Consider the following 13,254-nt stretch of genomic DNA (forward strand, 5'->3'; position numbering starts at 1 on the left):
TCAATTCGCACTAGCCGAGCAATCGCTTGGTCGAGTACAAAGCATTGTGACGTACACCGCCACGGAGAGAGGCCTGGGGATGCGGCTAGGGATCACGATGTTCGCGACGGACCGGACGATGGCGCCGCACGAACTCGCCAGAGAGGCCGAGGAACGGGGCTTCACATCGTTCTACATCCCCGAGCACACCCACATCCCGGTGTCGCGGGCCACCCCGCCGCCGACCGGGGTCGACACGCTGCCCGATGAGTACGCGCGGACGCTCGACCCGTTCGTGGCGCTGTCCGCGGCCGCGGCCGTGACGTCGCGGATCACGCTCGGGACCGGCGTCTGCCTCCCCGCGCAGCGCGAGCCGATCGTCACCGCGAAGGCCGCGGCCACCCTCGACCACGTCTCGGGCGGGCGGTTCGTGCTCGGGATCGGGTACGGCTGGAACCGCGAGGAGGCCGCCGACCACGGCGTCGAATGGTCGCGGCGGCGCGCCCTCGTCCGCGAGAACATGCTGGCCATGCGCGAGCTGTGGGGCCAGGAGGAGGCCGAGTTCAAGGGCGAGTACGTCGTGTTCGCGCGCAGCTGGTCGTGGCCCAAGCCGGCGACGGGCCGGGTGCCCGTCCTGATCGGCGGCGCGCCCGGCCCCCTCCTCTTCGAGCACATCGCCGAGTACGGCGACGGCTGGATGCCGATCGGCGGCGCCGGCATCCGCGACGCGCTCCCCGCCCTGCGCGCCGCCTGCGAGGCGCGCGGGCGCGACATGGTGCGGGTGATCCCGTTCGGGACGCTGCCCTCCCACGACAAGCTCGGCTACTACGGCTCGCTCGGCGTCGAGGAGGTCGTCCTGCGCGTCCCGGCGGCGGGCCGTGACGAGGTGCTGCCCGTGCTGGACGCCTACGCCGCGGACTACGCCGGCCACCTGGAGGGCTGAGACGCCCTCACGGACGCCGGCCCTAGCGGACCATCGGGAAGACCAGCCACGAGGGGAACTTGTAGTAGAGCCCCTTGCCCGCCTTGATCGCACCCATGATCAGGACCACGTACTGGGCGAACACCTCGAAGAGATAGGTCGGCAGGGCGAGCAGCAGCCAGGCCGGATGGTCGGCCAGGATCGCGATCGGGATGGCGACGACGAGCGGCACCAGGATCATGATGAGAATCGTGATCTGGTAGTTGAGCGCCTGCGCCGCGTGGAACCGCACCAGCGCCGACTCGCGCCGCTTGACGAAGTAGATGATCAGCGGGGCCAGGAACCCGAGGACGATCGTCCCCACCCAGGCCATGATCGCCCACGTGGTGTCGTCGCCGGTGGCCTGCGTCTGTGCCGGATACTGCGGCACGCCGGGGGGACCGTACCCCCACTGCGGGTCGTACGGCCCGCCGGGCGGCCCGTACCCCGGCGGCGGCCCGTCACCCGGAGGCTGCCCGCCGCCCGGTGGCTGTCCGTACCCGGGGTACTGCCCGTAGCCGGGGTGCTGCCCATAGCCCGGCGGCTGGCCGTAGCCCGGCGGCTGCTCGTAGCCCGGCGGCTGCTCGTATCCCGGAGGTTGCCCGTAGCCCTGAGGCTGCTCGTGCCCCTGGGGCGGCTCGACCCCGGGGGCCTGGCCGTGCTGGGGCACGTCGTCCTGGCCCGGTGGTGGGGAGTCCGCCGGGGGCTGGTCCGGATGGGGCGGTGGCTGGTCGGTCACGGCTGGAGTCCTATCGTCCCGCAGGAGAATGCCCAGGAATCTACTTGAACTGGACGGGTGCATGGGGCGTCTCACTGTCAGCGAGAGGGGGAGACCATGCCCATGGCCGAGCAGATGCGCGTCGGCGATCCGGCCTCGCTCGGGCCGTACCGGCTGACCGGCAGGCTGGGGGAAGGCGGGCAGGGCGTCGTCTTCCTCGCCGAGGCCCCCGACGGGAGCCGGGTGGCGGTCAAGCTGCTGCGAGCCCACCTGGGCGACGACCGTGAGGCGCGGGCCCGCTTCATGCGGGAGGCCGAGACGGCCCGCCGGGTCGCGCGGTTCTGCACCGCCGCCGTGCTGGACGCCGACGTCGCCGGCGACCGGCCGTACATCGTGAGCGAGTACGTCGACGGCCCCTCGCTGCGGCGCGTGCTCGAGAACGACGGCGCGCGCGGTGGCGGCGAGCTGGAACGCCTGGCGGTCGGCACCGCGACGGCGCTGGTGGCGATCCACCAGGCGGGCGTGGTCCATCGCGACCTCAAACCGCACAACGTGCTGGTCGGGCCGGACGGGCCGCGCGTCATCGACTTCGGCATCGCCCGCGAGATCGACACGACGTCGGCGACCGCGAGCGGGCCGATGGGCACGCCGTCCTACATGGCGCCGGAGCAGATCACGGGGGAGCGCGCGGGCCCGGCGGCGGACGTCTTCGCGTGGGCCTCGACGCTGGTCTTCGCCTCGTGCGGGCGCCCGCCGTTCGGCGACGACGCCATGCACGCCGTGCTGCACCGCGTCCTGCACGAGGACCCCGATCTCGGCGCGCTGTCCGGCACGCTGCGCGAGGTCGCGGCCGCCTGCCTGGTCAAGGACCCGGCGTCGCGCCCGTCGTCCGCCGAGGTGCTGCGCCGGCTGCTGGGGCAGACCGAGCCGGGGCTCACCAGCCCGATACCCGGGCCGCCCACGCCCCCCGGTCCACCCGCGCAACGCGGAACGTCCGCGCCGCACGGACCGCCCAGGCCGCAGGGGTATCCGCCGGTGCCGCCGCCGGAGACGGAGCCCGTGCCCGCGCCGCCGAGCCCGCCGCGCGGACGCGTGACGAACGTGGTGGCCGTGTCGGCGGCGGTCATCGCCGTGGTGGCGCTGGCCGTGGTCGTGATGCTCGCGTTCCGCCCGCCGGGCGGCGGTGAACGGAACGGCGGCGAGTCCCCGTCCCCGTCCCCGCCGGCCACCACGCCGAAGGCGGAGGGGTTCCCCGCGGCGTTCGCCGGCGGCTGGTCGGGCCGGTTGCTGCAGAGCGACGGCAAGACGCTGCCGACGTACCTGTCCCTGCGGGCGGGGAACGTCAGCGGCACGGTCACCTACCCGAACGAACGTTGCTCCGGCGTGGTCGCGCTGCGCACGTCCGCCCCCGGCGCGCTGACGCTGGGCGAGACGATCACCCAGGGTGCCGACCACTGCGTCGACTCCGGCACCATCACCCTCACCCGCCAGCCCGACGGCTCGCTCTACTTCAGCTACACCGGCACCGAGAAGGGCAGGACGTACACCCTGAGGGGGCCGATGACGCGCTCCTGAGCGATAGCGGTATGGCGATCAGGTGAGCGCTGAGGCACACTCGAAGCCCTCCGTCCACGCGGCAGGGGCGGGAGGTGCTCACCTGCATCGTCTCTGTCAGTCGAAGACGATGACCGAACGGGCGACGGCGCCGGACCGGACGTGCGCGACGGCCTCGTTGATCGCGTCGAGCGGGACCCGCTCGCTCACCAGACCCTCGAGGTTGAGGCGCCCGCGCCGGTAGAGGTCGACGAGCAGCGGCAGGTCGCGGGCCGGGGTGGCGTCGCCGCCCTGGGTGCCCATCAGACGGCGGGAGCCGAACAGCTGGCCGGGCGGGATCTCCAGGTTCTTGCCGGCGGCGGGGCTGCCGACCATGACCGTGGTGCCGCCGGGCTGGGTGGCGGCGAACGTCCTGGTCAGCACCTCGGCGATGCCGGTCACGTCGAACGCGTAGTCGGTGCCGCCGCGGACGATGTCGCCGACCTGCTTGGGCAGGTCGTCGGCCAGGATCGTGTGGGTGGCGCCGAACTCGGCGGCGAGCGCCAGCTTGGACTCGACCACGTCGGCGGCGATGATCGTGGTCGCGCCGGCGAGCACCGCGCCCTGGATCACGTTCAGGCCGACCCCGCCCGCGCCGACCACCAGGACGCTCGACCCGGGCTCGACGGCGGCGGTGTTGAGCACCGCGCCGACGCCGGTGACCACGCCGCACGCGGTGAGTGCGAGCAGGTCGAGCGGCGCGTCCTCGGCGACCTTGACGCACATCGCCTCGCCGACGACGACCTTCTCGGCGAACGAGCCGATGCCGATGTAGGGGCGGACGACGTCGTCACCGGCCGACAGCCGGGTGGTGCCGTCGCTCATCAGGCCCATGATCGTCATCATCCGGCCCTTGCCGCTGCACAGGTGGGCGTTGCCCCGCGCGCAGTTGCGGCACCGGCCGCACGGCCCGTTCATCGCCACGATCACATGGTCGCCGGGCTTGACGGCGGTCACGCCGGGGCCGACCTGCTCGACCACGCCCGCGCTCTCGTGCCCGAGCACGCAGGGCAGATGGGAGACGACCGGGCTCTTGCCGTCGATCGCCTTGATGTCGGAGCCGCAGACGCCGGAGGCCGCGACCTTCACCAGCACCTCGCCGGCCTTGGGCGCCTCGACCGTCACGTCGGCGATCTCCATCGGCGCGCCGAACTCTCGGAGGAGCGCCGCCCGCATGACTGTGGCTGTCAAGATCGTCCACCTTCCGCGTCGCAGGTCATGCCTAGTCACGCTAGCACCAAGCATTTGCTTGGGCGACCGTTGACAGGCGTTCTCCGGCGAACTTACGCTCACGCCCAACCGAGCGCTAGGTCAACCACCCCGGAGGCGCGAATTGAAGACGTCCAACACCAGCCGCGCCGCGGCCGCCGTGGCGGCCACCGTCCTCCTGGCGGGATGCGCGACGAGCAACGAGTCGTCCTCGGGGGCCGCGTCGGCCGGAGTCACCGACTCGTCCATCAAGATCGGCGGCGTGCTCACCGAGACCAGCGCCACCGGTTACTCGACCGGCGGCGCCGAGCTCGGCGCCAAGGCGCGCTTCGAGCGGGCCAACGCGGCCGGCGGCGTGCACGGCCGCAAGATCGAGTTCATCGGGGCCGAGGACGACACCATGACGCCCGACAAGGGCGCCGCCGCGGCGAAGAAGCTCGTGCAGAAGGAGAAGGTCTTCGCCGTCGTCCCGGTCAGCGCCCCGCAGTTCGGCGGCGCCGAGTTCCTCGAGCAGCAGAAGGTGCCGTGGTTCGGCTGGGCCACCGGGCCGTTCTGGTGCGGCAAGGAGAGCGCGTTCGGCTTCAACGGCTGCCTCGCGCCCAAGCCGGGCCAGGAGACCCAGACCTGGTGGGGCAACCAGGTGGGCGCGCAGCTCGGCGGAGCCAAGGGCAAGAAGGTCTGGGTCCAGGCCACCGACTCCACGGCCAGCAAGTACGGCGTCTCGACCATCTCCAAGTCGTTCACCGCCGCCGGGTTCGAGCTCGCCGGCTCGTCGGCCGCGCTGCCCGCGCAGGCCCCGCCGCAGGACTGGTCGCCGTACGTCAACAAGATCATGAAGAGCGCCGGCGGCAAGGCCCCCGACGTCGTCGTCTCGGTCATGGCCGGCGGCAAGTTCAACTCCGGCCTCTACGGCGCGCTGAAGAAGGCCGGATACAAGGGCCTCATCACCGACGCCACGTCCTACGACCCCAAGGTGCTCCAGGACCCGCAGACCAAGCAGGCGCTGGAAGGCGTCTACGCGGCGCCGCAGTTCGAGCCGTACGAGTCGACCGCCGCCGAGGTCGCGCAGATGAAGGCCGACATCCAGAAGGTCGGCGGCACCCTCGACCAGCACACCGCCACCGGCTACTGGTCGGCCGACGTCTTCCTGAAGGTCCTGGAGAAGACCGGCAAGGACCTGACCCGCGACACCTTCTTCCAGGCCGCGAAGAGCTTCTCGTACGAGAACCCGGGCTTCGGACGCATCCGGTACCCGGAGGGCAAGACCGCGTCCAACGGCTGCGGCGCGCTGGTCAAGCTGGAGAACGGGGCCTTCAAGGTCGCCCAGAACCTCAAGTGCTACGACAACACCACGCTCTGACGGGCAGCTAGCGGATGACTGAACTCCTCGGCTATGTGCTGAGCGGCCTGGTCACCGGTGCGATCTTCGCGCTGATGGCCTCCGGGCTCACGCTCTCGTACTCCGCCACCGGCGTGTTCAACTTCGCGCACGGTGCGATCGGGTTCCTCACCGCGCTGATCTTCTTCGAGCTGACGACGGGACTCGGCTGGCCGGTATGGCTGGCCGGGCCCGTCGCCATCGCGGGAGTCGCGCCGCTGTTGGGATACGTCCTGCACAAGGTGATGTTCCGCGGGCTGGCGACGGCGGGCGAGACCGCCCAGATCGTCGCCACCATCGGCCTGACCATCGCGCTCCCCGCGCTCGGCCTGTGGGCCGTGGACGTGCTCGTGGAGACGTTCGGCGCCGACCTGCCGAAGGTCACCGAGGGCGCCGCCGCCCGCGGCCTCGGACCCCGCCCGGTCGAGTCGTGGACGCTCTTCGGCGGCGTCACCATCGACTCCGACCAGCTGACCACGTTCGTCTTCGCCGTCCTCGCCGCGCTCGCCCTGTGGGCGGTCATGCGGCACACCCCGCTCGGCCTGCGGATGCGCGCCACCGTCGACCGCCGCTGGCTGGCGACCCTGCGCGGCATCGACGCCGACGCCGCGTCCGCGCAGGCCTGGATGCTCAGCTCCACCCTCGCCGGCCTCGCCGGAGTCCTCGCCGTGCCCGCGCTCGGCCTGGACTCCAACGCCTTCACCGTCCTGCTCTTCGCCTCGGCCACGGCCGCCGTCTTCGGCCGCCTCCAGTCGATCCCGATCACCTTCGCCGCCGGTCTCGCGCTCGGCGTCGTCCAGAACCTGGTCGCCGGGTACGCCGACTTCGCCGAGAAGGTGACCGGCTTCCGCACCGCGATCCCCGCGATCCTCCTCTTCGCCGGCCTCCTCGTCCTCGGCCGCGCGAAGGGACGCGTGGCGGGCTCGATCGCCGAGGACGCCCCGCCCCCCGACTACCTCGCCGACCTCCCGCGCTGGCGCCGCGTCCTGCCCTGGACCGTCTCCGTCGTCGCCCTGCTCATCTGGACGTTCACCCTCGGCGACGACTACTGGGTCGGCCTCGTCGCGCAGGGCCTGGTGCTGGCCCTCATCTTCTGCTCGTTCGTCGTCGTCACCGGCATCGGCGGCATGGTCAACCTCGCGCAGGCCACGTTCGCCGCCCTCGCCGCGCTGGCCACCGGCCTGGCCTTCAGCAAGGGCCTGCCGTTCCCGCTGGCCGTCGCCATCGGCGTCCTGGCCGCGGTCGCCGCGGGCATCCTCGTCGCCCTCCCCGCCCTGCGCCTGGGCGGCCGCGTCCTCGCCCTGGCGACCCTCGCCCTGGCCCTGCTCGCCGACCAGGTCCTCTTCCAGATCGACGCGTTCAGCAACGGCACGGTCGGCTGGAAGCTCCCGGCCTTCTCGCTGGGCTTCGCCGACACCAACGACCCCCGCGCCCGGGTGGTCATCCTCCTGCTGATCATCGGCCTGGTCGGCCTGCTGATCCGCAACCTGGAACGCTCCGCCTCCGGCCGCGCCATCCTCGCCGTGCGTTCCGCGCCCACCGCCGCCCTCTCGGTCGGCATCTCCGCGACCCGGGCCAAGATCACCCTCTTCGCCCTGGCGTCCGGCATCGCGGGACTGGGCGGCATCCTGTACGCCACGTTCAACGGGCAGATCACCGCCACCGACCTGCCCGCGCTCACCGGCTTCGTCTGGCTCGCCGTCGTCGTCCTCCAGGGCGTGCGCCGCGTCGGCGGCGCCGTCCTCGGCGGCCTCATCATGGCCCTCTTCCCCGAGGTCCTCGACAACTTCACCGACTCCGCCTACGTCGGAATGATCCTCTTCGGCCTGGGCGGCATGATCCTCGCCAAGCACCCCGACGGCGTCCTCGCCCAGATGGCCGAACGCCGCTACCGCCGCCGCAAGCGCACCGAGAAACAGGCCGAGGTCAGAGCGGCCGAACCGGAGACCCCCGCGCCGCCCGCCGAGGACGCCGTCCTCCGGCTGGAGGGCATCGTCGCCGGCTACGGCGACGTGACCGTCCTGCGCGGCGTGGACCTGGCCGTCCCCGCGGGCAAGGTCGTCGCGCTCCTCGGCGCCAACGGCGCCGGCAAGTCCACCGCCTGCGCCGTGGCGGGCTCCATGACCCCCGCCGCCGGCCGCGTCCTGCTCGACGGCGAGGACATCACCTCCTGGCCCGCCCACAAACGTTCACGCGCGGGCATCTACCTCGCCCCGGAGGGCCGCGGCGTCTTCCCCGCCCTCACCGTCGAGGAGAACCTCACCACCTGGCTCCCCTCGGCCGCCGACCGCGAGCAGGTCTACGAACGCCTCACCAACCTCGCCGACCGCCGCACCATCCCCGCCGGGGCCCTCTCCGGCGGCGAACAGCAGATCCTGGCCCTCGCCCCGGCCCTCGTCCGCCCGCCCCGGGTCCTCATCGCCGACGAGCCCTCCCTCGGCCTCGCCCCCCTCGTCGTCGAGCAGATCTTCGAGCTCTTCGGCGAACTCCGCGACCGGGGCGTGGCCCTCCTCGTCGTCGAGGAGAAGGCGAGCGAGGTCCTCGCCCTCGCCGACACCGTCGCGTTCATGCGCCTCGGCCGCATCTCCTGGGCCGGTCCCCGCGGCGAGGTGGACGACGACCGCCTGGCCTCCGCCTACCTCGGCCTCGCCCACGTGGGGGACCAATGATCGACATCACCTCCGTCAGCGTCCGCTTCGGCGGCATCCACGCCCTCACCGACGTCACGTTCACCGTCCCCAAGGGTGAGACCTGCGGCGTCATCGGCCCCAACGGCGCGGGCAAGACGACCCTCTTCGACGTCGTCACCGGCCTGCGCCGCCCCACCTCGGGCACGGTCGGCCTCCGCGGCACCGACGTCACCTCAGCCAGCGCCGTCAAACGTTCCCGGCTCGGCCTCCGCCGCACCTTCCAGCGCCCCCAGGTCTTCGGCCGCCTCACCGTCCTCGACAACGTCCTCGCCGCCGTCGAATGGCACGGCGGCGGCGGTGGCCTCGCCGCCGACCTCGTCGGCTGGCGCGCCCGCCGCAACCTCGAGTCCACCCGCCGCGCCCGCGCCACCGAGGTCCTCGAACGGTGCGGCATCGCCGACCTCTCCGCCGCCTACGCCGCCGACCTCCCCATCGGCCAGCGCCGGATGGTGGAACTCGCCCGCGCCATCGTCGACGACCCCGCCGTCCTCCTCCTCGACGAACCCACCTCGGGCCTCGACTCCGACCAGTCCGCCCTCTTCGCCTCCGTCGTCCGCGACCTGGACGCCACCGTCCTCCTGGTCGAACACGACGTCGGCTTCGTCATGCGCGCCTGTGAACGCATCGTCGTCCTCGACCTCGGCAAGGTCATCGCCGACGCCGCCCCCGCCCAGATCCGCGAGGACCCCGTCGTGAGAGCCGCCTACCTGGGCTGACCATCGATCCGCAACGATCGCCGAGGTGCGGCCGTTCCGTCTCGACACGGGAGCCGTGCTGGACGTGCTCGGCTGACCTGGCTCGGCCGGCATGGTTCCGCCACGGCCGGGTGCCGGCCGTGGCGGGGTGCCGGGGTCACTCGGAGACCGTCCGGTAGGTGCAGACCTGGACGCCCTTGGGACTGGTGACGGCGGAGACCAGTTCGAGGGTGTGCTTGCCGCCGTCGTCGGGGAAGATCGACTTCCCGCCGCCGAGGAGGACCGGCTCGATGATGAGGCGGAGCTCGTCGACCAGGCCCTCGCTCAGGAGGAGGCGGGCGACGGACGGGCTGCCCATGACGGTGAGGTGGCCCTCGCCGGACCCGCGCAGCTCGCGGATGCGGGCGACGGCGTCGCCGCCGGGGACGAGCTCGGTGTTGTTCCAGGTGAGGTCGTCCTTGCCGAGGGTGTCGGAGACGACGTACTTCTTGATGGCGTTCATCTTGTCGGCGAACGGGTCGCCGGCCTGCCGGGGCCACGCGTTCGCCATGTTCTGCCAGGTGCGGCGGCCGTAGAGCAGGGCGCCGCTGTCGTTCACCGCGCCGTCGAACGCGGCGCCGACGGTCTCGGGGTCGAAGAACGGGTGTGACCAGCCGCCGTGGGCGAAGCCGCCGTCGGTGTCCTCCTCGGGGCCGCCGGGGGCCTGCACGACGCCGTCGAGGCTCATGAATTCGATGACCGTGATGCGCATGGGACCTGCTCCTCGTGCTCGTCGTTCCTGGCGATGCCCCGACTCTGGCATCCGACGATCTGGATTGTCAAGACAAAAAAAGTTGTCGGTGAGAATCCGGTGTCACAGGGGCAGGGTCCGGCGCCGGTCCTGGAGGAACCTGCGTTCGACGGGGTTCTCGGTGAGGGCCAGGGCCCTGTCGTAGGCGGCGGCGGCTTGGGCGGGGCGGTCCAGGCGGCGGAGCAGGTCGGCGCGGGTGGAGTGGAAGAGGCGGTAGTCGCCGAGGGGCAGGGCGTCCAGCAGGGAGAGCGCCGCCTCGGGGCCTTCGAGCTCGGCGATGGCAATGGCGCGGTTGAGGGACACGATCGGGCCGGGGGTGATGGCCAGCAGATGGTCGTAGAGCTGGACGATCTGGCGCCAGTCGGTGGGCGGGTCGGTGTGGACGGCGTTGATCGCGGCCTGGATCTGGTACGGCCCCGGCCGGTCGCGGCGGAGGCACGCGCGGACGATCGTGCGGCCTTCGGCGATGAGGGCCTGATCCCAGCGGGTCCGGTCCTGGTCGGAGAGCAGGATCAGGTCGCCGGAGCCGGAGGTGCGGGCGGGGCGGCGGGCCTCGGTGAGCAGCATGAGCGCCAGGAGGCCGTGCGCCTCGGGTTCGTCGGGCATGAGGGCCGTCAGGACGCGGCCGAGGCGGATGGCCTCGGCGCAGAGGTCCGCGCGGGTGAGGTGCCCCTCGTTGAAGATCAGGTAGATGACGGCGAGGACGGCGCGAAGGCGGGCGGGGAGGTCGGCCTCGCCGGGGACACGGTACGGGATGCGGGCGTCGCGGATCTTGTTCTTGGCGCGGACGACGCGCTGGGCCATGGTCGGCTCGGGGACGAGGAACGCGCGGGCGATCTCGGCGGTGGTCAGGCCGCCGAGCAGGCGGAGGGTGAGCGCGACGCGGGCGGCCGGGGACAGGGCCGGGTGGCAGCAGGTGAAGATCAGGCGGAGCCGCTCGTCCGGCACGGCGCCCTCCTCGGGAGGTTCGGCCTGGAACTGGAGGAACGCGGCCTCGGCGTGCTTGCCGGGGCGCTGGGACTCGCGGCGGAGGCGGTCGATGGCGCGGTTGCGGGCGGTGGTGATGATCCAGCCGGCCGGGCTCGGCGGCGGCCCGGTCTCCGGCCAGCGGCGGGTGGCGGTGGCGAACGCGTCCTGGACCGCCTCCTCGGCGACGTCGATGTCGCCGAAGACGCGGACCAGGACCGACACCGCCCGGCCGTGCTCCTCGCGGAAGACGCGTTCGATCTCGTTCATTCGTGGAACGGGCGGACCTCGATCGGGAGCGTGCTGGCGGCGGCGAACCTGCGGCCCCATTCGAGGGCGGCGTCCAGGTCGTCCGCCTCGATGATCGTGAAGCCGCCGAGGAACTCCTTGCTCTCGATGAACGGACCGTCGGTGAGCAGCGCCTCGCCGTCCTCGTCGCGGACGACGGTGGCGGAGCTCGGCGGGTGCAGCCCGCCCGCGAACACCCAGGAGCCCGACTCAACGAGCTCCTGGTTGAGGGCCTTCAGCCGCGGCATCACCTCGGCGAGGACCTCCGGTGGAGCCTCGCCCTCCGGCTGGTAGATGCTGAGCAGGTACTTCATCGTGTGCTCCTTCCCATCTCGCCTTCTACACGAACGGGGGAGGCCCGGATCGACACCCGTGGACGCCGGTTCACCGGGATCGCCGGAGCTGATCTAGAATTTCGTTCGGTTGTTCGTGGGCGCGGTGAGGTCGGGGAGGCTGGATGAGCGGGGCCGGGGCGGCGATGCAGCGGGCGATCGCCGGACGCGGGGGTGCGCCGATGAGCACCGAGCAGGTGGCCGCGCTGGCCGATCTGACCGCGCGGGTGCGCGAGCTGAACGAGATGGTGGTCTACACCGACGTCGACCTCGCGGAGGTGGCCGCCGTCCGGGACGAGGTCGCCGCGCTCACGGCGCGGCTCGCGGCGGTGCGGCGTGAGCACCCGCCGGTCGCCGAGAACGCCGCCGAGGGCCCGGCGCGCCAGCTCGCCGGGCCGGTGAGCGGCCTGCTCAACCCGGTGGCCCCGCCGGTCGACATCCGGGTGCTGCCGGACGGGACGGCACGCGCCGAGTTCAGCGTGAACGTGCTGTACGAGGGGCCGCCGAGCTTCGTCCACGGCGGGGTGTCGGCGATGATCCTCGATCAGCTGCTCGGCGTCGCCGCGGCGGCCAACGGCACGCCCGGCATGACCGCGAAGCTCGACCTGCGCTACCGGCGGCCGACGCCGTACGGGGTGCCGCTGGTCGCGGAGGGCAGGGCGACCGGGTCGGACGGGCGCAAGACGTTCGCGGACGCGCGCATCATCGGGCCGGACGGCCGCACGACGGTGGAGGCGACCGCGATGTTCGTGATGCCCTCCAGGTGAGCCGGCCGGGCCGTCCTGCACCGCCGCGCCCCCGGCGAAGGGAAGGTCAGGGTCACGTGAAGTGCTGGCCGCCGTTGACGTCGATGGTGGCGCCGGTGGTGGCCCTGGCCTGGTCGGAGGCGAGGAAGATGACGGCCCGCGCGATGTCCTCCTCCGAGGCGATGCGGCGCAGCGCCATGGCGGCGGTGTCGCGGGCGAGGACGTCCTCGTAGGCGACGCCCTCCGCCGCGGCGCGGGTGCGCATCCAGTCCTCCAGGACGTCGCCGGCGATCCAGCCGGGCGCGACGCAGTTGACGCGGACGCCGGACGGGCCGAGCTCGTCGGCGAGGCAGTGCGACAGCAGGTGCACGCCGGCCTTCCCGGCGGCGTAGTCGGAGCGGCCCGCGTACCCCATGCGGCTGGACATCGAGGTCACGTTGACGATCGAGCCGCCGCCGGCCGCGACCATGTGCGGGGCGATGTGCCGGCAGGCCAGCAGCGTGCCGAACGTGGCGATATCGACGGCCGAACGCCACAGCTCCAGGTAGTCGTCGTCCATGTCGAGCACGTTCTTGCGGTGCGTGCCGGGGAACGCCGCGTTCACCAGCACGTCCACCCGGCCGAACCGGGAGATCGCCGCGTCGGCCAGCGCCCGCACCTGGCCGGGCTCGGAGACGTCGGTCGGGACGGCGAGCGCGTCCCGGCCCTCGGCCCGCACGGCGCCGGCGATCGACTCGACGGTGGCCCCGGTGCGCGCCGCGACGACGACGTCGGCGCCCTCCCGGGCCATGAGGACGGCGAGCGTCCGTCCCAGGCCGGGGCCCGCTCCTGTGATGACCGCGACCTTGCCCTCCAGCATCATGGGCGTTAGCGTACCAAGCGCTAGTTAGGTTTCTGGGTCGCGTTCCG

General features: G+C 72.5%; 12 protein-coding genes. 6 read left to right on the forward strand and 6 right to left on the reverse strand.

All coding sequences use genetic code 11. The annotated features are described in order from the left end of the window. Positions 1 to 97: 97 nt before the first annotated feature. Positions 98 to 922, forward strand: a complete 825-nt coding sequence (locus ABZ810_RS12280; protein ID WP_358402426.1) for an LLM class F420-dependent oxidoreductase — start codon at positions 98 to 100, stop codon at positions 920 to 922. A gap of 22 nt (positions 923 to 944) precedes the next feature. Here ABZ810_RS12280 and ABZ810_RS12285 read toward each other — a convergent pair whose 3' ends face one another. Further along, positions 945 to 1,679 (reverse strand): DUF4870 domain-containing protein, encoded by a 735-nt coding sequence (locus ABZ810_RS12285; RefSeq protein ID WP_358402428.1) that lies wholly within the window; start codon positions 1,677 to 1,679, stop codon positions 945 to 947. Positions 1,680 to 1,781: 102 nt separating this feature from the next. On the opposite strand from ABZ810_RS12285, the gene ABZ810_RS12290 reads away from it, so the two are divergent. Continuing rightward, positions 1,782 to 3,233 (forward strand): serine/threonine-protein kinase, encoded by a 1,452-nt coding sequence (locus tag ABZ810_RS12290; RefSeq protein WP_358402430.1) that lies wholly within the window; start codon positions 1,782 to 1,784, stop codon positions 3,231 to 3,233. Positions 3,234 to 3,329: 96 nt separating this feature from the next. On the opposite strand, the gene ABZ810_RS12295 is transcribed toward ABZ810_RS12290, so the two are convergent. After that, positions 3,330 to 4,427 (reverse strand): alcohol dehydrogenase catalytic domain-containing protein, encoded by a 1,098-nt coding sequence (locus tag ABZ810_RS12295; protein WP_358402859.1) that lies wholly within the window; start codon positions 4,425 to 4,427, stop codon positions 3,330 to 3,332. Between the two features lie 157 nt (positions 4,428 to 4,584). On the opposite strand from ABZ810_RS12295, the gene ABZ810_RS12300 reads away from it, so the two are divergent. From ABZ810_RS12300 to ABZ810_RS12310, 3 genes are read left to right on the forward strand one after another with little or no spacing between them, the layout of a single operon-like run. Continuing rightward, entirely contained in the window at positions 4,585 to 5,820 is a 1,236-nt protein-coding gene (locus tag ABZ810_RS12300; RefSeq protein WP_358402432.1) for an ABC transporter substrate-binding protein, read from the forward strand. Positions 5,821 to 5,834: 14 nt separating this feature from the next. Beyond that, positions 5,835 to 8,507: an ATP-binding cassette domain-containing protein gene (locus ABZ810_RS12305; RefSeq protein WP_358402434.1), complete on the forward strand. Its 2,673-nt coding sequence runs from the start codon at positions 5,835 to 5,837 to the stop codon at positions 8,505 to 8,507. Continuing rightward, positions 8,504 to 9,244: an ABC transporter ATP-binding protein gene (locus ABZ810_RS12310; RefSeq protein ID WP_358402436.1), complete on the forward strand. Its 741-nt coding sequence runs from the start codon at positions 8,504 to 8,506 to the stop codon at positions 9,242 to 9,244. Before ABZ810_RS12305 ends, ABZ810_RS12310 begins: the two co-directional genes overlap by 4 nt. A gap of 136 nt (positions 9,245 to 9,380) precedes the next feature. Here ABZ810_RS12310 and ABZ810_RS12315 read toward each other — a convergent pair whose 3' ends face one another. The 3 genes from ABZ810_RS12315 to ABZ810_RS12325 form a co-directional block, all read right to left on the reverse strand. Continuing rightward, complete coding sequence (locus ABZ810_RS12315; RefSeq protein ID WP_358402437.1) at positions 9,381 to 9,974, reverse strand: dihydrofolate reductase family protein; 594 nt, start codon at positions 9,972 to 9,974, stop codon at positions 9,381 to 9,383. Positions 9,975 to 10,076: 102 nt separating this feature from the next. Further along, positions 10,077 to 11,249, reverse strand: a complete 1,173-nt coding sequence (locus ABZ810_RS12320; protein ID WP_358402439.1) for an RNA polymerase sigma factor — start codon at positions 11,247 to 11,249, stop codon at positions 10,077 to 10,079. Further along, positions 11,246 to 11,581, reverse strand: coding sequence for a YciI family protein (locus ABZ810_RS12325; RefSeq protein ID WP_358402441.1), 336 nt, complete (start codon positions 11,579 to 11,581; stop codon positions 11,246 to 11,248). The genes ABZ810_RS12320 and ABZ810_RS12325 overlap by 4 nt, the downstream gene beginning before the upstream one ends. Positions 11,582 to 11,724: 143 nt before the next feature. Here ABZ810_RS12325 and ABZ810_RS12330 point away from each other — a divergent pair, with 143 nt between their 5' ends. Further along, positions 11,725 to 12,366 carry a PaaI family thioesterase gene (locus ABZ810_RS12330; protein ID WP_358402443.1) on the forward strand — a complete coding sequence of 214 codons (642 nt, stop codon included), beginning with the start codon at positions 11,725 to 11,727 and terminating at the stop codon, positions 12,364 to 12,366. Between the two features lie 52 nt (positions 12,367 to 12,418). Here ABZ810_RS12330 and ABZ810_RS12335 read toward each other — a convergent pair whose 3' ends face one another. Continuing rightward, the gene (locus ABZ810_RS12335; RefSeq protein WP_358402445.1) at positions 12,419 to 13,207 is read right to left on the reverse strand and encodes an SDR family oxidoreductase; all 789 of its coding nucleotides are present in this window, start codon (positions 13,205 to 13,207) and stop codon (positions 12,419 to 12,421) included. Between the last annotated feature and the right edge of the window lie 47 nt (positions 13,208 to 13,254).

Origin of the sequence: Spirillospora sp. NPDC047279 (assembly GCF_040643285.1) — a bacterium.
Taxonomy (GTDB): Bacteria; Actinomycetota; Actinomycetes; order Streptosporangiales; family Streptosporangiaceae; genus Spirillospora.